Genomic DNA, 24,010 nt, shown 5'->3' with positions numbered 1-24,010 from the left:
TGAAGACTCAAGCAACAATAACGCTACATATAGTGGTGTAGTACTAGATTTTAATCACTAATGGCACTATCTGCGACATTAATTTTCTTGAGGGAAATTTAGCAGGTAAGAGGAGTATGGAACTCAAATGCTTCCTCAAGCCTGGAATTTATCGGTGACTAAAACTCCTCACCCCTAAAATCCAGTCGATGGGATTAGACTAACTGGAACTCTTTGAGGGCGGGCAAAAAGTTTTTGTTCTCATGACTAGGGCGACTCAGTTTTATTAAGGCGAAACGCTGTAAGGGAGTCAACGATGCCCACTGGATTACAGTTAGCGATGCTCCTAATTCCTGAGCTTTTTCTTGGATGGTTGGTGGAATTTTTGTGGCATCTATCCAGGCGGGATCAGGGTCAATCGGTAAGTCAGAAGGCAGCGTATCAGTATATTTATGCACTAGATGCCGTAAATATTGCCGATAGGTTTCGATATCATCTGCTGTGATCACTGGCATGGCTACAAGTGCCTGACGCTCTTGTTGGTTAAACTGGTGCCAGTGGGTTAGTTTTAGCTTGATGCCGCAGCTATCTAATTTCATCCGTACTTGCATGGGAATGCAGTGCAGGGAATCAACAAAGTCTGTTTCAAACTGGAAAAAATGAGGCATGAACATAGCAGCCCTGATGAATTCGGTATTTAAAATGTAGCGGTTATCAGTTGAGGGAATACACCTTAGTCTTTATTGTTTTTCAACCAAGTTTGTTGTGTTCTATCTAACGTGAAAATCGCCACACTCATCTCACTCTCTCCCATAACCAGTAGATTACTTAGTAAGGCTAAGTAATTTAGAGGGAGAGAATGTTGGTAGATAATTTTACAGTGGGAGAGAAGTTATTAATTGTTAATTTTTAATCGTATCAGTCAAACCGATGCCGTTTGTATACGCTCTCTACCTGTATACACGTTAAACCTTTCTCCACGCAGAAATCCTATTAGGGTAATGCCAAGCTCTTGGGCTAATGCTAATGCTACGGCTAAACTGCTAGGAGCAGAAACAGCACAAACAACGGGGATACTAACTACTAAAGACTTTTGCAAAATCTCAAAACTATAGCGTCCACTAACAAGTACTAGATGATTATTTAAAAGCAACTTGTTACTGAGTAGATTAGATACGCGATGGGTAGTTAATCGATATTAGATACAGGCAACACTAAAACTCGCTAGCTGTGTTGTTGAAATTGGCTATTCAACTAAGCTGAAACAGCCAAATGTTCGCTACACAACATCAAAACTAATCTATTCCCTATTTCTCCTAGCTGTTTCCTAATTACCCCAATTTATGAGTAGCATTCTTTTTGCCATTTACTCTAGCTTAGAGGAGATTGCCCGCCGGAACTTGCTCTGCTCGACGATTCTCCAGATTTATAGTTAAATTTTCATCACTCCGGCGTGCTTCCCAATTGCCAGAATCAAATAAGTTTATTTGCCAACGTCCCTGCATAAAATCTTCATCTTCGGAAACCGTGCCTGTGTAGCTAACAGAATGACGATTACCAGTGATGTAGCGTTTATCGAAGTTGATTCTGCGTCCAATTACTTCACCCGTTAGTGAAGCTTCTCCTAAATGATTTTCATCTAGAATACTGCCACTTAGGGCATTACTACCTTGTAGCAGTGTCAGTTCAAAGCGGGTAGGAACTCCCTGCTGCCAGTAGGTTCCTAGCCACGTACCACTTAAATCTGCCATAACCGAACCTGATCACAATCTCAAGAGTCACTTTCTACTATCGTAGCGATCGCACCCGCGAACCCCAAATTCTCCCCAACCACTTTTATAGATCGTATTTCCGGGTAAACTCTTCGGTAACAGAGCTTAGCTGCTGATCTAGGTGAAATAAAACCTGTTCCCTAATTGCTTTTGGCACGCCACCGTAAAATGCCTGGGCAATACTGCCAGTAATACAAGCTATGGTATCGCTATCACCACCTAAAGAAATAGCATTACGAAGGGCATCCTCAAAATCAGTGGATTCTAAAAAGGCAATAATTGATTGCGGAACTGAACCTTGACAGGAAACATCAAACTGATAAGTAGGTCTAATTTGGCTAATAGTTGGTTTTAAGTCATAGCCAAATGTTGTTTCAATGTAGGATTTAATAACAGCTTTATCCTGACTTGTACGTGCCAGAAAGACGGCAGCAGCCGTTGCCTGTGCCCCCTTAATACCTTCAGGATGGTTGTGGGTAACTTCAGCCGTGCGCTTAGCTTCTTCGAGTACAGAGTCTAAATTATTAAAGGCAAATCCTACGGGAGAAACTCGCATTGCCGAACCATTACCCCAACTGTTGTAGGGTTCACTATGGCTAGATTGAGCCCAAGCGGCAAAGTTTCCCCCATAACCAGCATCGGGATAACGACGGTAGTAGGATTTGAATTCTTTGCTGTAGGTGCCACCTTGGAGAATAACATCGGCAACTGCAACCGTTAGCACTGTGTCATCAGTGAAGCGGCATTTGGGCTGGAATAAAGAGAAATCTTTGGTTTTGATGGGATTTATCTCGTAAACGGAGCCAATGATGTCACCTGCGATCGCTCCCAGCATGGTAGTTTTTTATCTTTTAAAATTGATTATAGTCATAGACTGCTCAAACAAAGGATAAGGTTAAAGCATTGGTTAAACAGTAATGCTAGTTGTAGATGGGATTTCTTAGGTTAACTGGATTTACGACAATAGGCGATCGCATTGATGTTTGGCTGTACCTTGTTTAGCTATTCATTTATTTCGTAATAAAGACTTTTTCCCTCAGTTAAAATAAGGGCTAGCCGCTTCCTTTTCGTATGCCTGCAAAATATTCTCAACCCTATCAACCACTACTTCTCCGTATACTGCACGGATTAACCGGACTCTTCGTCATTGCTGCCATCCTGACTGCTTTTTGGACTTACAACACCTATGATGGACGATGGGGCAAAATTCCCTTGCCACAGTTTAAGACTATTGAAGGTATTCACGGCACATTTGGTCTCTTCGCCTTGCTCACCTTTCCTTTATTTGTCCTCTATGCCTTTCATCGCGGACAAAAGCGGCTAATTCACCCAGATTCCTTGATGAAGCTAACACAAACTGGCAAACCAATCTGGTGGTATAACCTACATCGATTAACTAATACCTTGGCTATCCTGGCACTGACTTTTGCTCTCTTTTCTGGCAAGATGATCGATGAGAAGTGGTTGCCCATGGGAGAACTCAATCATAGTTGGTACTATGCTCATCTCATTTCATGGGTGATCATGGTAATCTGTATTGCACTTCACCTGTTGATGAGTGCTAGGGTGGGAGGCTTATCGCTGCTACAGTCAATTCTCGATTGGCGATTCCGTAGTCAAGATAGTCCTGCTCGATGGAGTAAACACATATCTGACTGGTGGTACAGTTTCCGCCTCGCCTCCGTTAAAACCTGGTGGCAGTCAGCTTCTACTCTGAGAGTTCTAGAAGTATTTGTGCTGGTTAGTATTGCTGCTGCTTGGATTATTTCGCTCCTTAAGGAGTTGCTGTAGTTCGTCGTCTTTGAGTAACCGTAATCTAGCGAACACTGCTGTTGCTAGTCGCATGTCCAGTTTACCGTTGACCATTCTCTTTAGACAATAGCTCCTCCCACCAGGGATGGTTATCTAGATACCATTGAACCGTTAAGCGTAGCCCTTTTTCTAGAGTTGCTTGAGGCTTCCAAGCCAATTCGGCTTTGATCTTACTAGTATCAATAGCATAACGGCGGTCATGTCCTGGTCTATCTTGTACAAAAGCAATTAAATTGTCGCAAGGACGCACAGGCAACTGGGGATTTAACTTCTCTATTAACTTGCACAAAATATTAACTAAGTCAATATTCGTTACTTGATTATTGCCACCTATATTGTAGGTTTCCCCAGGAATTCCCTGATGAATAACCACATCTAGAGCACGGCAATGATCATCAACGTAGAGCCAATCCCGCACATTTTGACCATCTCCATAAATAGGCAGTGGTTCGCCTCTGAGCATATGAATACACATCAGAGGAATTAGCTTTTCTGGAGACTGATAGGGGCCATAGTTATTGGAGCAATGAGTAATTAACGTGGGTAAACCGTAGGTACGATGGTAGGAGCGAACTAAAAGATCTCCCCCAGCCTTTGACGCTGAATAAGGACTGTTGGGAGCGTAGGCAGATGTTTCTGTAAAAGCTGGTTCATCAGGTTCTAGGCTGCCATAGACTTCATCGGTGGAGACTTGTAGAAAGCGCGCTTGTTCTGGGCATCCGCGACGCTTCCAGTGTTCTCGGAAGACGTCTAGCAAAATGGACGTGCCTAAAACATTGGTTCTGACAAAGGCAACCGGCCTAAGAATCGATCGATCAACGTTGGATTCAGCCGCCAAGTGAACTACTGTATCAATTTCTTCTGCTTTGATCAGAGCTTCTACTAAAGTGCGATCGCAAATATCTCCCGGTACGAACCGGAAGTTCTGCTTCTCTTCTAAAGCTTCTAGATGGCGCTGGTTCCCTACATAGGTAAGAGAATCAAGAACCACCACACGGTCAGCTGGATAGGCGTTACACCAGTAATGAACGAAATTTGAGCCGGTAAATCCTGCTCCTCCCGTTACCAGCAACCGTCGGGGTGACGTTGGTTGATCTCGATTGACCCCTTGCCGATTGCTCACGCGGTTTTTCATCAAAAAGAAGTCTCTCCCGGAGAAATACCGTTTATTAGGCTAACTTAATTGTGCCTTGATCACTTATGAAAAATTACAAAGCTTTAAGGCAAAAATATGATCATCACGATTTTACCTAATAATTAGCTATTTATACAGTTAAAATCTCTTGCCATATTCCGCGCTTAACGTTAGCATTTTCACTGCCATTTCAGGGCTTACAAAAAAAGCTATAGACCGAGCAAACAAAACACTAAGGGGCTGATGATCTAGCCAGGTTTGTTTGTGGCAGTCTCCTGGATTACCTCTGAGGTGAATCTTCGGTAACTGGTTTTTTAGTGGCTGGTTTTTCGACTTCAGTTGCTGGGGCTACCGGTTCTTCAGTTTCAGAGGTTGGGGTTGCAGTTTCTTGAGCTTCAACGGCGGGAGTTGCTGGTTTTTTGTCTTCGGATTCTGCCGTCGGGGGAGTGGGACGCTCTGAAGCTGGAGTTGCTGGTTTTTTCTCCTCGGATTCTGCCGTCGGGGGAGTGGGACGCTCTGAGGCTGGGGCTACTGGTTTTTTCTCCTCGGATTCTTGCGGAGTGAGGTTTTGAGGAGCATTGTCCTCGGTAACTGAGTCTTGAGGTGCCGTGTCTTGGAAAAGAGTCAGAGACGGGCAAGTTTGAGGATTGTAGGCAAACTGGACATTGACGCGATAAAGTTTTGGCTTACCTGTTGGATTGGCAAAACTGCGCCCTTTAATATCTGCGCGTGCTTGATCATTGAAAATTTGATAACCTGAACTTCTAATTAGCTGCGAATCAGTAACCTTGCCATTACTATCTACTGAAACCCCATAAACGCTAGTACCTTGGAGCTTTCTCACGCAGGCGTCTCTGGGATAAGTGCCAGTAAGGCTAATCGGTTCTGTTGTGGCTTGATTCACCTCTGGCTGCTTTTGATTCACACTATCCAACCAAGCAACATAATTTTTCCTAGCTTCATCGTTGCTGGTATTGGTTCCGTCAGCTCTGATGCTGTTGCGCCGTTGACGGAGTTCTTCACTAAGGGCTACCACCGCTCTCTGTTGCTGTAGGGCAATCGGATTTTGCTCAGGAGATGCTTCAAGCTGAGGTTTCTCGTTGTCGTTGGAGTTGGAAAATTCTGGCGGTGCAGTTTCCGGCTTAACAGACACCTGTGGCGTCTCTTGTGGCGTTTCTGGGGGAGCAGGGAATCGTCTAAACTGATAGTCGCGAGCAATACTATACTGCCGCTGTGGGGGAGCTGTCTCGGGAGTAAATCTTTCTGAATCTGATGCTTCGGGAGTAAACTCTTCTGGCAGGGAGGGCTTCACACCCAGAGGACCAAGAGGACGGGAGTTTCGAGGGTTAGTAGATGGCAGTGGAGGCAGTGGCGTATTAGGTTTTGACCGTTGCGGAGACTGGTAGATCCGCGAAATACTGTTGGGCAAACTCCGGTTAGGACGCCTCAGACGTATACTGCCGGATGAGGGTAGTGGTGGCAAAGAAAATTGTTCAGTTGAGCCTGAAGGTAAGGAACTCAACGGGAACTGGTAGAGAGATGTGTTGCCAGAAGGTGGCGGCTGTAAAGGGGAAGACGGCAGTGGTGGAAAAGGAGGCAGTGGCGACAATTGATTGGAAAGAGACGGCAAAGACGGTGAAGGCTGTGGTAAGCGGCTCAATTCTAATGGTGTTAATTCCATCAGTTGAACAGCATCGGGTTTTGCCGGCTTTTCCCGGGACAAAAGGGGTGGTAGCGTTAGTCCCAGGAGTGCATGGATGCCTACGGAAGCCATAACAGCAATACTGGTTGGCTGGCTCAGCTTTTCGGGGAGGCTTTGAAAGAAGGAAGCGTAGGACATAGCAGTTATAGTTTAGTCAGCTGCGTCTTGATTGGCAGATTACAATATCAGGCAATTTTAGAGAATTAGCTGCTGCGTTGCTTATGGGACTTTTAATGATAGTCTCAGGAGTTGAAAAACGGGATGGTCAATTTGTCGGTTTGTCAGTTTTCTGACTAGGAGAGAAGGACTCTACCTCGACCATAAAAGTTGCCATCTATCTCACTTTACTTAACCACTTTCTAGGTTAGAGATTGACTAACATTCACAATTAACAGGGAAAAATAGGGCAGTTTCAGGGTGGAGAGATGACGTAAATCATCATAAATCACCTGCTCTGATAGTGTGGCTCGTGCCACAACAGAAGCATTCTCTAAGAGTCCAGCGCGGTTGAGTATTTCCCAAACCTGTTCGTATACCGAACTTACTTTCATTAGTACCACGACATCTGCCCAAGCTAAAACTGTTTTCAGTTCCTCTACATTGTAGAGAGCCGGTATCACCGCAAGGCGTTGAGCACGCATTGTTAAAGGCCCTCCTAGAGCCGACGCTGCTGCCATTGGTGAGCAGACTCCTGGTATCCTGAGGATCACACTTTCAGGATGCAGCTGTTGTAGGATCTGCGCCAAATAGGTAAAGGTGCTGTAAAAACTGACATCTCCTTCACAGGCGAAAGCAACATCTTGACCTAAATTTAGATATTGCCAGACCTGCTGAGCTCCCTTTAGCCAAGCCTGAGTCAGAATAACTTGGTCTTGTACATAAGGGAAGTCCAATGCCAACTTTACTTGCTCAATTTCCAGCCATGGCTCTACAACCTGCTGAGCAAAACCCGGTTTACCATGAATACCAGCAGGAAAAGCTACTACTGGAGACTCTCTCAGGATACGCAGTCCTTTGAGGGTAATTAATTCGGGATCTCCGGGACCAACGCTGATGCCATAGAGGGTACCTAGTTGCACGGTAATCTAAACTCTAAAATCTCTAACATTGAGCATGACAAATGCCATTACCAACTGTTATTTTACCTGGATATTTTGCCGGGGCAATTGAATACCGTTCTCTAGAAGAATCTCTTAAACAGTTAGGTTTTCCTACAGTTACAGTACCACTTCGGCAACGGGATTGGTTACCTACCGTAGGCGGTCGCTCGATGGTGCCGATTTTGCGAAAACTTGACCGAACTGTAAAACAACTAATTGAAGAGTACAATACTGCTCAAGTTAACCTGATTGGTCACTCAGCTGGAGGTTGGATTGCTCGGATATATCTGGGAGAAATGCCTTACACTATCCACGGAGATGTTACCGAATCAACCCACAGTTTGTGGCATGCTCATCCTTACATTTCTACTCTGGTAAGTTTAGGCACGCCTCATGTTAGCCAAGAGCGCTGGACAAAACGTAATCTAGATTTTGTCAATCTTAATTATCCCGGTGCGTTTTATCCCACCGTTAAATATGTTTGTGTTGCTGGTAAGGCAATATACGGCAAACGCAGTTTGGGTAGTTGGCTGGCTTACAGTAGCTATCAACTGACTTGCTCAGAGGGTAACTGTTGGGGAGATGGCATTACTCCCATTCCTGCTGCCCTATTGCAAGGTGCCACTAATCTTACCCTAGAAGGGGTTCTTCATTCACCTAGAAGAGAGGGCATGTGGTATGGTTCACCCCAAGTACTCCAGTCTTGGGTAGAGCATTTAACTTGAGTTTGTTGTCTAAAAGTTGAAAACAGGAATGGTAATTGAGCTGCATACACCAGAATCTGACTTATAGTCTCAATTTTCAATTTTCAACTCTTTTGCTGGCGGTTCCAGCACTTCCTGATCAGGATTTTTGACTATTTTCTCCACAGCGGCTGCTGAGGCAGGAGAGGCAATAGGAATTTCTTCAACTTCTGGCAACTTCTCTACTGCCAGACGGGAGGAAGAACTGCCACCGGATAAGCGTTTGAGAAGTTTTGGTCTGGGGTCATGCAAGATGTAAGTAACTTGATCTCCTGATTGCCAATTTTCCGCAGCACTAGCAACTTGAAAACTCCCTTCTCTTTCCATCAGTAATGGTACAAGTTCTCCTGAACGAATTAAAGCTTGTAAATGAGCTTTTTGGAAAGCTAACTCTGGTTCTCTGAGTACTGTTTTGCCCAATTTAACTTGACCCTCATTGAGATATTGGTTCCAAGTCTTGATTGACAGTTGGGCGACAAAAGCCTGATTAACTTTAGAGCTGTTTTTCGGAGCATTGACTTGGGGATCGCGAGGAAATACTGCTAAGACTCGCGGCGGATTAAATTCTTCAACTGCTCGTTGAGCTAATACTAAATTCACCTCACCATTTTTAGTCATAGCTAAAAACGTCCCCATCGAGTCTAAACCTGCCTCTTCCAGAGCCTCAATATTCAGACCACTGCTTTGAATCACTGGCAAATTTTCTTCCTCTGCCTGTTGACAAGCTTCCGGATCTGTATCGATCAGTACTACCGACTCTCCTCGCTCTTGGAAAAGACGGGCAATTAGACGACTCAAAGGATTACAACCGATAATTACGGCTCCTGTTGCCTTTTCCTCCGGGTTAAGTTTTAGCAATTTGGCTACCCAGCGGGCAGTTAACCCTTGTAAAAATACCGTCATGATGATGGTGAGAAAGACAAGAGCTTTGATGGAATCACCACCATTAATCCCTCGCTCTGTTAAGAGAATCGCAAACAAAGAGGCAACGGAGGCGCTGACAATTCCTTTGGGGCCAATCCAGGATAAAAATACTTTCTGCCGCCAATTGAGTCCGCTGTTCCAAGTACACAAAGTGACACTGATGGGGCGCACCACAAACATCAGCACGAAGATAGTGAAGAGACTACCCCAGCCTAGGGCAAAGACACTGGCAATTGATAAATCAGCTGAGAGCAAAACGAACAACATTGAGACTCCCAGGACTGTTAATTGCCCCTTAAACCTGCGCAATAAGCGCTCTTCTGGCAGAGAAGAGGCTCCCAGCACAATACCAGCAACCACAGTTGCCATTAGACCAGATTCAGAACGAATCGTTTGTGCCAAACCAAACAAACCCCACATTCCTGCCAGAACTACCAGGTTTTTGAGATTTTCTGAGATCAAGTTGGGACGCTTGAGAATCAAACCCAACAACCAGCCACCGATACCGCCAATAGCAGCACCGATGCCAAGACGCATAATCAGACCGATAATTGCTTCTGAAGGGCCAGCATCGGAGTTCAAAATTGTATCTAGAACCACAACCGCGAGTATGGCACCTACCGGGTCAATTAAGACGCCTTCGCCCTCCAGGAGAGTTGCCACTTGTCGATCTACTTCTACCTGCTTGAGCAGGGGACCAATGACTGTTGGGCCAGTAACAACAACTAGAGAGGCGTAAAGGAAGGCAATAGACCAGGGAAACTCACCTAGCCAGTGAGCTGCCATACCGCCACCTAGTAACGTAACTAGGGTTCCTAGGGTGACTAGGTTTCTCAGGCTACCGGAAACTTTACCTAAGTCCCGCAGCTCTAGGTTGAGCCCTCCTTCAAATAGAATGACTGCTACGGAGAGCGCCACAATTACTTCTAGACCAACTCCCAGTTCCTGCGGGTGTAATAGACCAAAGCCATCTGGACCGAGTAAAACCCCAAACATTAGCAAAAAGACAATGCTGGGAATTTTGAGGTATTCGCCTATTACCTGGGCACTGATTCCGGCGAAGATGGCAATGACCATCTGTAGGGTTAGTTCAAATGATCCTTCCATATCGGTAAGTGTCGCAGGTACTCAACTCGGGTCTTAATGCCTTATTTTGTTTGTGCAAAAGCATGATTAGGTTTTGCACAAACGATAACGGAGACTGGTGATCTGACAAGCAAAGACGCGCGAGATGTTCTATCAACAATGTACAGCTTCCAATAAATTAAGGTACTAATTACTATTCTGGTCATAATCTAGAGTTTGGCACTTACTCCAGAGCTTTGCTATCAGTCTCAATAAAAAGAATGATCTTCCCTTTCCGGAAGCTATTTCTCTCTCTCAAGAAGGGTTTGTTACTCTCAAACATCTTTAGGAAAGAAGCTAGGCCTCACTTTTATCGAGCAATCTTCCAGATTAAGCCACTCGAAATAGCTATTGCGGGGCAAACTGTGATTGTCGTGAGTTTCTCCTCCTGCTTGCGCAATAAGTTTTTCTTTATATTTTGTCGGATTATCAACTTCCTTTCAACTATGCAGTGAGCATTCTTGTTAAAGAGATAGCTTAAAGTAGCTCTGCGCAATGCTTTGTCGGTTTTACGATTGTTAATCTGCTGGCTTGAGTTAGGGTAGAACTACCGTAGAAAATATAGCCTGTCAACGCCAATATTTTAGTGAAAAATTAATATGATTACGGAATTGCTATGGTTACTCTGACTTTAATCTCAGGCAAAATTATCCTGATGTGATGATATAAGGGCGGAATAGGGGTTGGGTATAATCTACCGTTTCTCATACAATCACGGAAGCGACTATTCTTCAATGTCTTAATTTACAGATGAGAGTGCCAATTAGATTATCTAGGAAAGACTAAGTAAAGGACGCTACCGCCTTCATCGGGACTGCACTGGTTGTTGTGCCAAACAAAGCTGACTCACCAGCCCTCAAGCTCAGGAAATAAATCTAACTTTGGCACCATGAATTTCTCATTCATAATTGAAAAGTCACCTATAAAGTAATTCTGCTGCTGTGCTCCACGTTGAGTGGTATCAGCCCATCTGATTGCCCAGATAAATACAACTGGCTGGAAAGCAGCAATATTAATTGTTGATAAAGATGAATCGTCAAACTTTTACATGGGGTCGCTCAGAAAACCGAATTCGCAAGACTGAAAGCTGGATCGAGGGGTTGTGGGTTTTAGGGTTACTCCTAGCTGCACTACTTTTATTCGGAATTAACTTAGAGAGTTTACCACTTTTATCTTGGGCAGAAGGAACGGTTGATCTGATTGCTCGTAAAATACAAGCGGCACCTCTGGCATCTTGGGAGTGGCTTTACCCCACTCTTCCAGGTAAATCTGAGTACCCTCAACCCCCCCTACTCTATTGGTTGATTGGCTCTGCATATCAGATGGGTGGCATTAGCCCTGGGATGATGCGCTTACCTGGTGCAATACTGAGTGCTCTCTCAATACCCTTACTTTATGGAATTGGCAGAGAATTGTTCCCCTCGCGTCAAAGCGCAATTTTCTCTAGCTTAATTTATCTAACTCTCTTGCCGGTGATTTATCACGGGCGTCTGGCGCTGTTAGATGGAACAGTATTATGCTTTGTGTTACTCACGATGTGGTGTGTTTTGCGATCGCGTCGTGATTTACGCTGGTCACTGGGCATTGGTATTGGATTAGGCTTAATTTGCCTTACTCAAGGTATTCTTTTCGGACTTTTACTAGGAGTAATTGCACTAGTTTTTCTAGCCTGGGATACGCCTAGACTACTAACTTCTGTTTATTGGTGGCTGGGTGTGTTGCTTGGTTGTTTTCCTGGGTTGGCATGGTACGCAGTTCCCCTAATGCCAACAAGTCAAATATTAGGTAATTCCGGCACAAAGATCCTACCTTCTCTGTGGGCATTAGTTAATCGTCAATCTCGTCCTTTCTGGTACTATGCGGTAGAAATTTTCTGCGTACCTTGGTTACTTTTCTGGTGTTATGGTCTGCGGCTTGCCTGGGACAATCGCAATTGGGGCTGGGGAAAGTTGGTACTGGTTTGGACTGGTATTTATCTTTTAGCTATTCCAGTCATGCTCGCTAAACTTTCCTGGTACATCTTCCCCGTTTACCCAGCCTTAGCCCTGGCTGGTGGTGCTCAACTAGCGTATGTTTGGAATTTACCTAGTGCTCAATCCTATCCTCGTCTTTGGAGTCTCAGCTTAAGCTTACTGGCTTTAGTAGCTGGAGCGACTACAGGCGGCCTCTATTTTTCCATCAACGCAGGAGCTTATCGATCATTATTTTTGTTTTTCGCTTCAGTTGCTCTCACTATGACAGTGGCAGCTTTTTTAGCAGCGCGACGTAATTTGCAATTTATTGTGATTCTTTTTTGGGGTACATATATCTCTTTACTACTTTTAATAGCGTTTCATTGAAAGAGGCTTCGCCTAAATCTTTAGTTTTGGCGAAGCCTCTCGTTGATAAATTAATTACTAAGACTAAATCCCAAAACCACTAAGCAGCCGGACTAGAGATTAAATTAAATATCAATCCTCTGTTCCTTAAGGGGATATAAGCATAGCTTAATCAATTAAAGAGGAGCCTGACCCCTAAACCGGAGCAGGCTATTGTGCGGGGCGACAAGAGGAGTAGAAAAACCCCGGGGTATAGGCTCAGAGAAAGCTTGTAGATCTGATAGATCTGAACATTTAATCCCCTTCCCATCCATACACTTTTTGCAGAGTTTATTAATTGTATCAGCAGGCGTACAAACAGGAATGAATCCCGCCGTCAAATATTTTGTGACGGGAGTTTCTCGCTAGTTTAGATAAAGCGACAAAAAAAATTCCTATTAACGGTGCCTTAATTCTAGGTTTTTCTCCAGAACACTAACTACAAATGACTGAGTAACAACAATCGCGCTTACTAGACAGCAAGTAGCTAATTGTTCTAGCGACTGTTGGCAATTGCAGTTTGGTTTAGCTTTGATGCACCTATCGCTCCGCTCCATCTGTCGCTTATCTTGACGACTCAGGATGCTTCAAGAGATTCTTCGTCAATTTGTTTCAAGTGAATGTGTTTACGTCCTAGGGTAATTTCAAATTCATCCCCTGGTTGTAAACCCATCTGTTTAGTATAAGCAGAGCCGATCAGTAGGTTACCGTTAGACTGCACCGAAATGCGATAACTGGCACTACGTCCTCCACGACCATTACCATTGACTTTACTGTCTAACTCAATTCCCTCTGCATCAATAAGAGCATTGAGGAATTTCATCATGTTGACTCGCTCTACCCCGTTTTTTGTCACGGTGTAGTAGCCACAGGCTCTGGCTTTTTCTTCTTTACTGAGGTTTCCCAGTTCCTTGACTTTCTTTATCAGCGCATCACCCATTAAGGGTTCAGTTTTTTTCTTTTTAGCCATCAACTTGGATCTAAAACTAAGAACTTAAGTGGTTGTCGGGTTTCAGTTGGACTGAGAGTTAACTAAGACAATAAAATCTTAGTGTACTATCAGCATATCAAACTATATTACACAAAGAGTGTCAACTTGCTTGGTCATATTTATTTGTTCAGGGTTTTTACTCACGTCGTTACTCCAAGGCCTAGGTTGTGAAAAACTGATACATCGGAATAATGTTAGTTGTTCGTAGCATTGATATCAAAAATAAAACAAAAACCGTCTGCTCACAGGGTGATCACTTTCGCCCTCGACTAAGCTTGAAGATAAATACACAGGATTGTAGTTAATGGTTCGACCAGAGTTGGAAAAACAATAAGACTTGTAGAACAGTTAACTGCGACCTTAACAATAACTCAAAAACAAGACTGACTTGAGGACTTAAGCAAAACTCATTAGCTGATCAGGCGCAAAAATTTTCGCTGTAATACAAGGATTTTCCATCTCTATGAAGCTGACTAATCGCGGACACTACAGTGTCAAAGCGTTACTTGATCTGAGCTTACAGCCTGAGTATGGACCGGTATCTGTCAAAGCAATCGCCCGCCGTCAAGACTTACCAGCTCCTTACTTAGAAAAACTGCTTATTGAAATGCGTCATGCTGGTTTAGTTAAATCAGTGCGTGGTTCTCAAGGTGGCTATCAATTAGCCCGTGAGCCTGCACAAATTTCTTTAGGTGAAATTCTTGAAGCTGTTGGTGAAACAATCGAACCATTACCTCGCCATACTCCAGACACCACCCAAGCAGAAGATTGGGTAACATTTACTCTTTGGCAAAGGCTACACCAGAAACTTAAAGAAGCGTTGTATAGTATAACTCTTGCCGACCTTTATTATGATGCCCGGAGCTGGCAAGCTGCTCAAGGAGAGCAAACCAGTTTCGTTGTTTAAATAAATTTTGCAGCAACGATGACAAACAGGAATGAACCGGTTACTTATGATGGAGGCTGTCACTGCGGTATTGTCCGCTTCCGTGTAATTGTTGACAAGCATGAGGCAATTGATTGCAATTGTTCGATTTGCCAAAAAAAAGGATTCTTACACCTGATTGTCCCCCCTGAGCAATTTACCTTACTTAGTGGTGATCAAGCACTAACTACATATACCTTTAACACTCACACTGCCAAGCATACATTTTGTAGTATTTGTGGTATTCATCCCTTTTATCGACCTCGTTCTCATCCGCAGGCAATTGATGTTAACCTTCGTTGTCTGGAGGGCAATGTTCTCTCGGAATTTAGTATTGTGCCTTTTGATGGTGCTAATTGGGAAGAGAATGCCCACAAAATCAAAGAATAGTCACTGATCACCAAAGTGGGAAACTTAAATATTGGTGAGTTTTGATACAAACTATACAGTTTTACTACTAGCTGCCCTGTTGGATTACCTGATCGGAGACCCCTGGGGATGGCCTCATCCAGTAAGATTAATGGGCTGGATAATTTCTCGTTTTACTCAATTAACAATTAGTAGCTTCTCAAAAAAGTGGCAGCGCCGCTTAGCTGGAATTATTCTGGGTGTAGGACTAATAATTGCTAGCGGATTTACAGGATGGTTAATCTCAGCAGTAGCAACTAGGATTCATCCCTTGTTGAGCATTATTCTAGAAACTATCTTACTAGCAAGCTGTTTTGCTGGTCGCAGTTTGCGCTTAGCCGCAGTCGATGTTTTGCAACCTCTAGTCATCGGAAAATTAGAACTAGCGCGTTCCCAATTAAGTCAATATGTTGGTCGAGATACCAATAACCTCTCTGAGCCAGAAATCTTGCGAGCTATTCTGGAAACTGTAGCTGAAAATACAACAGATGGAGTGATGGCTCCCCTATTTTATGCAATTATCGGAGCCTTTTTGCCTGGGGTAAGTAGTGTTTCCTTCGCCTTAGCTTATAAAGCAGCTAGTACCCTGGATTCTATGGTTGGTTATCGGCAAGAACCCCTAGCAGATTTAGGCTGGTTCAGTGCCAAATTTGAAGACTACCTTACTTGGCCAGCCTGTCGCTTAACAGTATTGACTCTAGCAGTTGTTTCCAGAAAACCCCAGCAAGTTTGGCGTTTATGTCGCCGTGATGCCAGTAAAGATCCTAGTCCTAACTCCGGGTGGAGTGAATGTGCTTTTGCCGCAATTTTAGGTGTTCAGCTAGGCGGCACTAATTATTATCGCGGAATTCCTCAGCAGAAACCGCTTCTAGGCGACGCCATAAACCCGATCACACCGCACAAAATTGATCAAGCTTTGCAGCTAACCCGTCACTGTTTTCTGATTTGGCTGGCAATAGCATTTTTATTTATCTTGACTTTTCACAACACATTCTGAAACTATCAGATAGCGAAAACTTTTCCAGACTAGCTTGATATTTTTATTTCTTGACCAAAAATTAAGCAACTCTTATCCTCTGAAAGCTGGTTCCGACAAATACGAGGTAAGTAAGTGAAAAAAGCTAATAGTACTAAACTTTTGACTCTAAGTTTAATTGGGTTGATGTTGCTCAAAATAGTGGGAGCAGCAATTGCCCTGGCTTCCCCTCAACCAGTCACGAATAGAACAGCTACCACAATTACTGAGGATTCAGCCACCTCAAATAGTGCTCAATATATTTGGCCTACTCAAGGAGAGTTTGGTGCGGGCTTTGTTTCTAACTCAGAATATCTACACGAAGGTATTGATATTGTCGGAGCAATTGGCACTCCGATTGTGGCGGCGGCTGCGGGTGAAGTTGTCTTTGCAGGTTTTGATGAATACGGATTTGGTAATTTAGTAGAGATTAAACACCCTGATGGCACTTTGACCAAGTACGCCCACAACAATCGAATTTTAGTTAGAAAAGGTCAACAGGTGAGCCAAGGTGAAATAATTGCTGAGATGGGTGATACGGGAAAAAGCATTGCACCCCACTTGCATTTTGAGGTTCACCCCGCAGGTCAAGAGGCGGTTGATCCACTTCCTTTGCTCCCGCCTTTGCTAGCCGGAGTAGTTCCCTCCCTACCCAAGTCCTTGGTAAGCCAGTCCACGGGATCAAATTCTCCTCAGTTTATCTGGCCAAGCCAGGGGAATATTGTCGCTGGTTACGTTACGGATCCTAAACAATTACATCAAGGAATCGATATTGCTGCTCCTTTAGGTAGTCCGATTCTGGCGGCTGCTGCTGGTGAAGTTATCTATGCAGGGCCTGATAGTTCAGGTCGAGGAAAATTAATAGAAATTAAGCACCCTGATGGCAGTCTCACTCGCTATGGCATTAATAGTAGAATTTTTGTCAGCCAGGGGCAAAAAGTAAATCAGGGTCAAATTATTGCCGATATAGAAGGCAATGCCGATGGCAGTACACCCCACTTAGATTTTGAAATTTACTACGAGGGTCAAGGCCCAGTAAATCCCTACCAATTGCTACCCCGCAGATTTTAGCCCAGTTGTCTAGGGCTGTCTTCCAGATGCGATCGCTCAAGATAAAACCCGTGTCCTAGTGTATGCTCGTTTGGCTAGGGTATTTACATCTCCTCAATCCCATTTTTTACCGAAAAAAGAGCTAATTGTATGATTTCTTAATGTAAAGACTACCGACATCCTCATTTTCTGATGTTATGATTTGTTGCTATCATCGGTAGCATTTTATGGCTATCGTTGGTGGCATTCAGTGCAACCCAATAGAGATATCCACCAAGTAGAGAAGAGGATTATGGAAGCACTTGCATACACTCATTCATCCGCTGCCTATGAAGAGGCAGAAAATTTTGGTTTACCTGAACTGACTTTGTTTAATGGATTGAATTGGAAAAAGTTTTCTAGTTCATCTGTGATGGCTTTACTACCTGTGACGCTGTTCTTGAGCGTGATTAGCGTAACCAATGCAGCCTCAGCTTCTGGCTATAGTGTCGTATCGCTCCAGAATGCTCTTAAGAGGGCTGGCTATTTTCCCGGTCACGTTAGCTCAACAGGATATTATGGCCCAATCACCAGGAATGCGGTCATCAGATTCCAAAGAGCCAATGGGCTGAGGGTAGATGGGGTTGCTGGTCCACAAACCAGAAGAGCTTTAGGGATTTCTCACTATGGCTATCAACCCACCCACCGTAAGCATCGTTCCTATGGTGGCGGTTACCGTGTAGCAACCCATGGCAGCAATCTGCGCATCCGTTCTGGTCCGGGAACAGGCTATCGCGTTATTGGTAGCTTGTACAACGGCAGCCGCGTCAGCCTTAGTGGTCGTTACTCTGGCGGTTGGTCGCAGCTTTCTAACGGTGGTTGGGTATCTGGTACCTACATCAGATAACTTGACTCTGCCAAAAGGCCCGCGCCATAGCCTTAAATAACACTCCTAATTCCTAAGGCAACGCCTTTCGGTTTAAAAGTTCCCCTCTGTTGTTTTCTGAGCGAGTATGTAGACGCTTAAACATCAGAGGGCTTTTGCTTAGCAGATACTATTAACAATTAATATTTAGCTATTGAACTAGCTGCGACAAATAATTCAGGATGCGCACTCAAATTATTGAAATTCTCTCAGCCGAAGAATTACGGCGCACAGTCACCCGCTTGGCATCTGAGGTGATCGAGAAATCTGGAGATTTGTCTAAACTTGCCCTAGTGGGCATTTATACCAGAGGTGTTCCTTTAGCCAAAATGCTAGGACGTCAAATGGAAATGTTAGAGAACTTGCCAGTGCCAGTAGGGTCAATAGATGTTACATTTTACCGGGATGATTTGGATCAAATCGGCGTGAGGACGCCAGCAAAAAGTGAAATCCCCTTCGATATTTCTGGTAAAACTGTAGTGTTAGTAGATGATGTGATCCGCACCGGACGCACCATTCGCGCCGCTCTGAATGCAGTTAATGAATACGGTAGACCTCAGACAATTCGTTTACTAGTTTTAGTTGATCGAGGTCATCGGGAGTTACCGATTTGTCCCGACTTCACTGGCAAACAGCTACCAACAGCCAATGAAGAACAGATCAAGGTTTATCTACAAGATGTCGATGGACAGGATGGGGTAGAGTTAATCAAAGTTATTTCCCCTTGAGTTGGTCAATTAGTGTTGAGTTTTGATGGCTTAAGAGTAGGTGACGGGTCGGTCGATGGGACAATCAAGATTGTCAACCAACGTAACTAGATGAATTCCTGCAGCTATGACCCAAACCCAAACACGCAAGGCGGACCATATACGGATTTGTCTAGATGAAGATGTGCAATTTCAACGCTTAACCAACGGACTAGAAAAATATCGCTTCACCCACTGTTGCTTGCCAGAAATCAACTGTAATGAAATTGACTTGAACAGCAAGTTTCTGGGAAAAACTATGGGAGTCCCCTTGCTGATCTCCTCAATGACTGGCGGTACACAACAGGCAAAAACGATTAATTTTCGTCTGGCTGAAGTTGCCCAGCACTATAAACTAGCAATGGGTGTAGGTTCCCAAAGAGTAGCGGTAGAAATACCACAGGTTGCCGATACTTTTGCCGTGCGATCGCTTGCTCCTGATATTCTCTTATTTGCCAACCTTGGTGCAGTTCAGCTTAACTACACCTACGGACTAGATGAGTGCCAGCGCGTGGTTGATCTTTTGCAAGCAGACGCCCTCATCTTGCATCTTAATCCCCTACAAGAGTGTATTCAGCCCCAAGGTGACACCAACTTTCGAGGCTTACTTAAGAAAATAGAGCTTTTGTGCGCTAAGCTGCCAGTACCCGTAATTGTCAAAGAAGTAGGAAACGGTATCTCAGCAGTAATGGCGCAAAAATTGCTCAATGCTGGTGTTAGTGCGATCGACGTGGCTGGTGCTGGTGGGACATCTTGGGCAAAAGTGGAAAGTGAACGGGCCTTAAGCGACAAGCAAAGGCAATTGGGATTGACCTTTGCTGATTGGGGTTTACCAACGGCTGAATGTATTACCAGTATTCGAGCGATTGCCCCAGAAGTCCCTCTAATTGCCTCTGGAGGATTGCGCAATGGATTGGATATTGCCAAAGCGATCGCCCTAGGAGCAGATATTTCTGGTTTAGCCTGGCCTTTCCTCAAGGCAGCATCTGAGTCAGCAGAGGCAGTTGATTCCCTAGTACAGCTTTTAATTGCAGAAATTACTACCGTTCTCTTTTGCACTGGTAATGCCACTTTATCCGAGCTTAAGAACTCTAATGTGCTACAGAAGTTAGGATAAGGATCAAATAGTTAAGGGTGAGAAAGTTTTAAGTTGTAAGTAAAAAACAACCAGAAAAATTCTCAATTTTGACCTTTAACTCTTAAAAATAAAACTTCCTAGTCTCCTCTTTTGCTGCCAACCCCAATGCGTCAATTTATTAAGCAGACTTTTGCTAGCCTGATTGGAAGCCTCGCCGGACTAATTTTGTTTTTCGGTTTAGGAGCGAGTGGACTGCTCTTTTTACTAATTGCAGTAGCCTCAAAAGATTCTGAACCCCTAGTTAAAGACAAATCGGTGCTGGTTTTTGATCTATCTTTAGATATAACCGATAATACTCAAGCCTCAAACCCTAGTGAGGCACTAGAAGAGGCGCTATCAGCTCAAGAAACTAACAACATAAAACTGCGCCAGGTTCTTGATACCTTGGAGGCAGCCCGTAAAGACAAACGAATAGTTGCTCTCTATCTAGACGGTTCTCAAAGCTCAGGGATTAGCAATACTGGCTGGGCAACCCTCACTGAAGTAAGAAATGCCCTCGAAAGCTTCAAGGCTGCAGGCAAAAAAATCATTGTTTACGATGTTGATTTGGGAGAAAAGGAATACTACCTCGGCTCTGTAGCAGATACGGTAATTATTAACCCGATGGGAGTTATGGAGTTCAATGGTTTGGCCTCTGAACAACTATTCTTCACGGGAGCCTTAGAAAAATACGGTATTGGTGTTCAGGTAATCCGAGTCGGGAAATACAAATCAGCCGTTGAACCCTTCATTCTCAAACAGCTAAGTTCAGAAAGTCGGCAACAAACTCAAGAATTGTTGCAGGATGTTTGGGGTGAATTTCTGACAAGTGTTAGCCAAAGCCGCAAGCAAAGCCCTCAGCAGTTACAGGCAATCGCTAACTCTCAAGGATTATTGACAGCTTCGGAAGCCCTCAGCCGAGGTTTAGTAGATAGAATTTCCTACTTTGATGAGGTGATTGCTGACCTCAAAACGCTAACTGGTAGTACTGAAAAAGATAAATCTTTCCGGCAAATTAGCCTCAACACCTATGCTAAAACCCAAACTAAACAACTCCAGCAGCGCAGTTCTGCAAATAAAATTGCTGTGGTTTATGCTGAAGGCGAAATTGTTAGTGGTCAAGGTAACGTCCAGCAGATAGGTGGTGAAAGCTTTGCCAGACAACTACGCCAGTTGCGACTAGATAAGGATGTTAAAGCATTAGTACTGCGGGTTAATAGCCCCGGTGGTAGTGCTACGGCATCGGAAATTATTCAGCGGGAAGTACGACTGATCAGCAAAGAAAAACCAGTGATTGTTTCCATGGGCAATGTGGCAGCTTCTGGAGGTTATTGGATTTCTACCTACGGTGACCGAATTTTTGCAGAACCAAACACAATTACTGGTTCTATCGGTGTTTTTGGATTGCAGTTTAATGTCCAAGAACTAGCTAACGAAAATGGCCTTACCTGGGATGTTGTCAAAACCGGTCGTTTTGCCGATAGCCTGGGTGTTAGCCGTCCTCTACAGCCCCAAGAGTTAGCCATCTCTCAAAAAATAGTTAACCAGATTTATAATCAGTTCCTTGACAAAGTGGCAGAGTCTCGCAAACTACCCAAGAGTAAAGTACAAGAAATTGCCCAAGGACGGGTTTGGTCTGGTAAGGACGCTAAGCAACTGGGTTTAGTAGATGAAATTGGAGGCATTGATGCAGCCATCGAATATGCTGCTAAGCAAGCTAAGTTAGAAGATGATTGGCAACTGGAAGAATATCCAGAAGTGCGCAGCTTGGAAGAACGGATTTTAGGAAAGCTTACGGGTACAGAAAAGGTTAGTCAAGGGCAAGTGTCTGACCCATTGACCGCCAAATTTGTCAAGTTAAAAGAAGATTTAGCTATTATCAAGGCGATGAATGACCCCAGAGGAATCTACAGCCGTCTGCCTTTCAACTGGCGAATTGATTAAACTTTGTCGGGGTAATAGTAATAGGAGGAACGACCGCTCTTAGCCGCTGAAAATCTCGCTTCGCGGGAAAATGGTTAATTGAGCTGTACATACCAGAATCTGGCTTATAGTCTCAATTTTCTATTTTCCATTTGCCATTTGCCCTCACCACTTATCTAGAAACGATAATTAAGGATCCGCTCTTGATCACCCTCTCTAAGCTGTGCCCAAATGCTTACTGGTACGGCTTCACCTTGCTTATTTACCTTAATTTCCATGACAATTGGTGGGGTTTGCGGTGATGAGTTCGGCTCCACTTGTCCAGCTTTACCGAGTTCTGTGTTAATTTGCTCCCTTTGATCCTCAGGCATGTAATAGGTTTCTAGGCCATACTGGACAAAACCACCCTGGGCAATACCCTTGAGAAAAATCTGATTGGCTGATAATTGGCTAGGTAGTTTAGCCCTGAGAAAAATCGGTTGCCAAGCAAGTGGCAGTTCCGCTGAATCAGCTTTTTCTGGCGCTTGCAAAACTACATAAAGAATAGTGCCAGGTTCAATCAGAGAAACATCTTGACCATCGGGTTGAGTAATTTTTTGCTTGGGTAATTCTTCCCAACCTTTGAGCTGGCGCAAGTTTTCCTGACTGGAAATGTTATATCTAAGGGTCTGAGAATAGCCTCGCAGCAGTTCATAGGGGTCAACTGGTGCTGTCTGAAGAATAACCGTTTTGCCAGTCAGCACAGTGTAAACTGCCTGGGTCGGAACGGCAATAATTAGCGCGGTTTGAAATAAAAAAGGCACCCAGAACCGCCAGAGAGGTGTGTTTTTTTTGGAGTCTGAGTTAGATGTCATCTTAAGTCCTCTTTCTTATCCCCCTTGTCTTCAACGTTCTCCCTCTTCCAGTTTCTATTCCCCAACACCTATTTTGCGGACGTAGCGCTCGAACCAAAGTCCGGCCGCAATGACACCGAAACCACATAGTAGTAAAACAAAAGATTTGAAAAGTAAATCGGTATCGTACTCCCACATGCGGGTTAAAATTTGCAGAGTCAGTAGCACCATACCACCCCAGAAAAGCTTGCGTTGACCTTGTGCCAGTCCCTGACGCACTAAGCCAACAGCGAGTACAAATAAAAGCAGGTTGAAACTTAATACCGCCTCGAAGGTTAACCCACCAGTACTGAGATGCCAATAGGGAATTAAACCACCAACGACAATCATCCCAGCCACGAAAATGCTAGTTAAATCTAATCTGCGCCACAGCCGCAACCATTCCCCAATAGTTAGGCAGCTTAAAATCAGAATATCTACTAAGAGATAGCTAGGTAATCGTGCTGTATCGTCAACCGATGGTATTGAAGAAGTGTCCCACCAGCCATGGAAAGATAACAGATAAAACACAACTCCCAGAAAAGTTATGGCAAGAGTACGAGCTGTACTATTGAAAGACTCAGCTCCCTGAAGGCGCTCTACCCAAAGATTATCTCTGTAACCCCAGAGTAGCGCCGCTGGTAAAGCGCAAGCGACTGCAGCTATCCAGGCTGGAGAACGAGACAAATTTTGCTCGATCAAATTAGCCTCTAAAAAGCAAACTGTGGCGATCGCACCTAGACGGAAAATCCACCGTGAACGACACCAATAAGCCAGTGGAATAAACATTAAAATAGCTAAAATCGGCAGATGTTTAACTATCTGCCGCAACCAATAAAACTCTCCTACAGCTAAGAATTCTGGCTGTCCCTGACCCTGAATGTACCCTAAGCTGATTAAAAGGATTGCTACTATCCCCAAGGAAGTCAGCTGCAGGCCATAAGCCATTGCCAAAATACCTAATCCCCAAAGGAGATACAACTGATAGAGCAGTCCACTCTGATGAAACATTTGAGACATCAGAGCCATATTTGCCCCTAAAATTAGACCTCCTAAGAGTAATAATCCCTGTCCCAGGCGGCGTTGCCATCGCTGAATTGGTCGTCGCCAGAGGTAGAAGCCAGTGATGTTGACTGCCAAAAACACACTGAGCAACAAGATCACTTTTAATTCTCTGTGCCAAGCTTGCCAGTTAGCGGCGACAAAAGTAATCACACCCAAACCTAAAAGGATGCTGCCCAACCCCAGTAAAATCACGACAAATCGGTTACGGGCGGCTGTCTCTAGGTCACTAAATTGATAACGTTCTGATAGTTGCTCATAAACAGAATCATCGATTAATCCCTCAGTTCGCCATTGCTCTGCTTCTTGACGTAACTGACGACGAAATTTATCTAAAGGCATCATAAC

General features: G+C 44.2%; 21 protein-coding genes and 1 pseudogene. 11 read left to right on the top strand and 11 right to left on the bottom strand.

Going from position 1 to position 24,010, the window contains the following annotated elements:
* Positions 1-194: 194 nt before the first annotated feature.
* The 4 genes and pseudogenes from ACT7WV_RS02335 to ACT7WV_RS02320 all read right to left on the bottom strand — a co-directional run bounded on the left by ACT7WV_RS02335 (position 195) and on the right by ACT7WV_RS02320 (position 2,586).
* Positions 195-647 carry a nitrate reductase associated protein gene (locus ACT7WV_RS02335; RefSeq protein ID WP_445101355.1) on the bottom strand — a complete coding sequence of 151 codons (453 nt, stop codon included), beginning with the start codon at positions 645-647 and terminating at the stop codon, positions 195-197.
* 254 nt (positions 648-901) lie between these two features.
* Positions 902-1,153, bottom strand: a pseudogene (locus tag ACT7WV_RS02330) (formate dehydrogenase accessory sulfurtransferase FdhD); the annotation flags it as partial.
* 202 nt (positions 1,154-1,355) lie between these two features.
* On the bottom strand, positions 1,356-1,730 hold the full coding sequence (locus ACT7WV_RS02325; RefSeq protein WP_445101354.1) for a hypothetical protein: 375 nt from the start codon (positions 1,728-1,730) through the stop codon (positions 1,356-1,358).
* 85 nt (positions 1,731-1,815) lie between these two features.
* Positions 1,816-2,586 (bottom strand): ADP-ribosylglycohydrolase family protein, encoded by a 771-nt coding sequence (locus ACT7WV_RS02320; RefSeq protein ID WP_445101353.1) that lies wholly within the window; start codon positions 2,584-2,586, stop codon positions 1,816-1,818.
* 236 nt (positions 2,587-2,822) lie between these two features.
* Between ACT7WV_RS02320 and ACT7WV_RS02315 the strand changes: the two genes are divergently transcribed.
* Positions 2,823-3,542: a cytochrome b/b6 domain-containing protein gene (locus ACT7WV_RS02315; RefSeq protein ID WP_445101352.1), complete on the top strand. Its 720-nt coding sequence runs from the start codon at positions 2,823-2,825 to the stop codon at positions 3,540-3,542.
* 61 nt (positions 3,543-3,603) lie between these two features.
* Here ACT7WV_RS02315 and rfbB read toward each other — a convergent pair whose 3' ends face one another.
* The 3 genes from rfbB to ACT7WV_RS02300 all read right to left on the bottom strand — a co-directional run bounded on the left by rfbB (position 3,604) and on the right by ACT7WV_RS02300 (position 7,479).
* Positions 3,604-4,698 (bottom strand): dTDP-glucose 4,6-dehydratase, encoded by a 1,095-nt coding sequence (rfbB, locus tag ACT7WV_RS02310; RefSeq protein ID WP_445101351.1) that lies wholly within the window; start codon positions 4,696-4,698, stop codon positions 3,604-3,606.
* 280 nt (positions 4,699-4,978) lie between these two features.
* Entirely contained in the window at positions 4,979-6,538 is a 1,560-nt protein-coding gene (locus ACT7WV_RS02305) for a TonB family protein (protein ID WP_445101350.1), read from the bottom strand.
* A 221-nt stretch (positions 6,539-6,759) separates the two neighbouring features.
* Positions 6,760-7,479, bottom strand: a complete 720-nt coding sequence (locus tag ACT7WV_RS02300; RefSeq protein ID WP_445101349.1) for a precorrin-2 C(20)-methyltransferase — start codon at positions 7,477-7,479, stop codon at positions 6,760-6,762.
* Positions 7,480-7,520: 41 nt separating this feature from the next.
* On the opposite strand from ACT7WV_RS02300, the gene ACT7WV_RS02295 reads away from it, so the two are divergent.
* On the top strand, positions 7,521-8,225 hold the full coding sequence (locus ACT7WV_RS02295; RefSeq protein WP_445101348.1) for an esterase/lipase family protein: 705 nt from the start codon (positions 7,521-7,523) through the stop codon (positions 8,223-8,225).
* 69 nt (positions 8,226-8,294) lie between these two features.
* On the opposite strand, the gene ACT7WV_RS02290 is transcribed toward ACT7WV_RS02295, so the two are convergent.
* Complete coding sequence (locus tag ACT7WV_RS02290; RefSeq protein WP_445101347.1) at positions 8,295-10,274, bottom strand: cation:proton antiporter; 1,980 nt, start codon at positions 10,272-10,274, stop codon at positions 8,295-8,297.
* A gap of 1,046 nt (positions 10,275-11,320) precedes the next feature.
* On the opposite strand from ACT7WV_RS02290, the gene ACT7WV_RS02285 reads away from it, so the two are divergent.
* A complete protein-coding gene (locus ACT7WV_RS02285; protein ID WP_445101346.1) occupies positions 11,321-12,631 on the top strand; it encodes an ArnT family glycosyltransferase in 1,311 nt (436 codons plus the stop codon).
* Positions 12,632-13,226: 595 nt separating this feature from the next.
* On the opposite strand, the gene ACT7WV_RS02280 is transcribed toward ACT7WV_RS02285, so the two are convergent.
* Complete coding sequence (locus ACT7WV_RS02280) at positions 13,227-13,619, bottom strand: AbrB family transcriptional regulator (RefSeq protein ID WP_445101345.1); 393 nt, start codon at positions 13,617-13,619, stop codon at positions 13,227-13,229.
* A 484-nt stretch (positions 13,620-14,103) separates the two neighbouring features.
* Between ACT7WV_RS02280 and ACT7WV_RS02275 the strand changes: the two genes are divergently transcribed.
* From ACT7WV_RS02275 to sppA, 8 genes are all read left to right on the top strand, one after another.
* Positions 14,104-14,547: an Rrf2 family transcriptional regulator gene (locus ACT7WV_RS02275; RefSeq protein WP_445101344.1), complete on the top strand. Its 444-nt coding sequence runs from the start codon at positions 14,104-14,106 to the stop codon at positions 14,545-14,547.
* Between the two features lie 18 nt (positions 14,548-14,565).
* The gene (locus ACT7WV_RS02270; RefSeq protein WP_445101343.1) at positions 14,566-14,955 is read left to right on the top strand and encodes a GFA family protein; all 390 of its coding nucleotides are present in this window, start codon (positions 14,566-14,568) and stop codon (positions 14,953-14,955) included.
* Positions 14,956-14,989: 34 nt separating this feature from the next.
* Positions 14,990-15,970, top strand: a complete 981-nt coding sequence (gene cbiB / locus ACT7WV_RS02265) for an adenosylcobinamide-phosphate synthase CbiB (RefSeq protein ID WP_445101342.1) — start codon at positions 14,990-14,992, stop codon at positions 15,968-15,970.
* Positions 15,971-16,084: 114 nt separating this feature from the next.
* Positions 16,085-17,059: a M23 family metallopeptidase gene (locus ACT7WV_RS02260; protein ID WP_445101341.1), complete on the top strand. Its 975-nt coding sequence runs from the start codon at positions 16,085-16,087 to the stop codon at positions 17,057-17,059.
* 271 nt (positions 17,060-17,330) lie between these two features.
* On the top strand, positions 17,331-17,924 hold the full coding sequence (locus tag ACT7WV_RS02255; RefSeq protein ID WP_445101340.1) for a peptidoglycan-binding protein: 594 nt from the start codon (positions 17,331-17,333) through the stop codon (positions 17,922-17,924).
* Positions 17,925-18,124: 200 nt separating this feature from the next.
* Entirely contained in the window at positions 18,125-18,670 is a 546-nt protein-coding gene (pyrR, locus tag ACT7WV_RS02250) for a bifunctional pyr operon transcriptional regulator/uracil phosphoribosyltransferase PyrR (protein WP_445101339.1), read from the top strand.
* A gap of 106 nt (positions 18,671-18,776) precedes the next feature.
* On the top strand, positions 18,777-19,805 hold the full coding sequence (gene fni / locus ACT7WV_RS02245; protein ID WP_445101338.1) for a type 2 isopentenyl-diphosphate Delta-isomerase: 1,029 nt from the start codon (positions 18,777-18,779) through the stop codon (positions 19,803-19,805).
* A 126-nt stretch (positions 19,806-19,931) separates the two neighbouring features.
* A complete protein-coding gene (sppA, locus tag ACT7WV_RS02240; RefSeq protein ID WP_445101337.1) occupies positions 19,932-21,749 on the top strand; it encodes a signal peptide peptidase SppA in 1,818 nt (605 codons plus the stop codon).
* 155 nt (positions 21,750-21,904) lie between these two features.
* On the opposite strand, the gene ACT7WV_RS02235 is transcribed toward sppA, so the two are convergent.
* On the bottom strand, positions 21,905-22,582 hold the full coding sequence (locus tag ACT7WV_RS02235) for a GDYXXLXY domain-containing protein (RefSeq protein ID WP_445101336.1): 678 nt from the start codon (positions 22,580-22,582) through the stop codon (positions 21,905-21,907).
* A 54-nt stretch (positions 22,583-22,636) separates the two neighbouring features.
* Entirely contained in the window at positions 22,637-24,007 is a 1,371-nt protein-coding gene (locus ACT7WV_RS02230; RefSeq protein WP_445101335.1) for a DUF2157 domain-containing protein, read from the bottom strand.
* Positions 24,008-24,010: the final 3 nt, after the last annotated feature.

It is taken from the genome of Symploca atlantica LB2515 (genome assembly GCF_052546295.1).
The sequence above is the reverse complement of the archived record's forward strand: the minus strand, read 5'-3'. Positions and strand labels throughout refer to the sequence as shown.

Excerpts from the sequence above, each read along its gene's own strand:
- ACT7WV_RS02305 (WP_445101350.1), bottom strand. The coding sequence starts at position 6,538 with ATGTCCTACGCTTCCTTCTTTCAAAGCCTCCCCGAAAAGCTGAGCCAG.
- sppA (WP_445101337.1), top strand. The coding sequence starts at position 19,932 with ATGCGTCAATTTATTAAGCAGACTTTTGCTAGCCTGATTGGAAGCCTC.
- fni (WP_445101338.1), top strand. The coding sequence starts at position 18,777 with ATGACCCAAACCCAAACACGCAAGGCGGACCATATACGGATTTGTCTA.
- ACT7WV_RS02295 (WP_445101348.1), top strand. The coding sequence starts at position 7,521 with ATGCCATTACCAACTGTTATTTTACCTGGATATTTTGCCGGGGCAATT.
- ACT7WV_RS02280 (WP_445101345.1), bottom strand. The coding sequence starts at position 13,619 with ATGGCTAAAAAGAAAAAAACTGAACCCTTAATGGGTGATGCGCTGATA.
- ACT7WV_RS02235 (WP_445101336.1), bottom strand. The coding sequence starts at position 22,582 with ATGACATCTAACTCAGACTCCAAAAAAAACACACCTCTCTGGCGGTTC.
- rfbB (WP_445101351.1), bottom strand. The coding sequence starts at position 4,698 with ATGAAAAACCGCGTGAGCAATCGGCAAGGGGTCAATCGAGATCAACCA.
- ACT7WV_RS02255 (WP_445101340.1), top strand. The coding sequence starts at position 17,331 with ATGGAAGCACTTGCATACACTCATTCATCCGCTGCCTATGAAGAGGCA.
- ACT7WV_RS02230 (WP_445101335.1), bottom strand. The coding sequence starts at position 24,007 with ATGATGCCTTTAGATAAATTTCGTCGTCAGTTACGTCAAGAAGCAGAG.
- ACT7WV_RS02290 (WP_445101347.1), bottom strand. The coding sequence starts at position 10,274 with ATGGAAGGATCATTTGAACTAACCCTACAGATGGTCATTGCCATCTTC.
- pyrR (WP_445101339.1), top strand. The coding sequence starts at position 18,125 with ATGCGCACTCAAATTATTGAAATTCTCTCAGCCGAAGAATTACGGCGC.
- ACT7WV_RS02270 (WP_445101343.1), top strand. The coding sequence starts at position 14,566 with ATGACAAACAGGAATGAACCGGTTACTTATGATGGAGGCTGTCACTGC.
- ACT7WV_RS02320 (WP_445101353.1), bottom strand. The coding sequence starts at position 2,586 with ATGCTGGGAGCGATCGCAGGTGACATCATTGGCTCCGTTTACGAGATA.
- ACT7WV_RS02275 (WP_445101344.1), top strand. The coding sequence starts at position 14,104 with ATGAAGCTGACTAATCGCGGACACTACAGTGTCAAAGCGTTACTTGAT.
- ACT7WV_RS02325 (WP_445101354.1), bottom strand. The coding sequence starts at position 1,730 with ATGGCAGATTTAAGTGGTACGTGGCTAGGAACCTACTGGCAGCAGGGA.
- ACT7WV_RS02285 (WP_445101346.1), top strand. The coding sequence starts at position 11,321 with ATGAATCGTCAAACTTTTACATGGGGTCGCTCAGAAAACCGAATTCGC.
- ACT7WV_RS02335 (WP_445101355.1), bottom strand. The coding sequence starts at position 647 with ATGCCTCATTTTTTCCAGTTTGAAACAGACTTTGTTGATTCCCTGCAC.
- ACT7WV_RS02315 (WP_445101352.1), top strand. The coding sequence starts at position 2,823 with ATGCCTGCAAAATATTCTCAACCCTATCAACCACTACTTCTCCGTATA.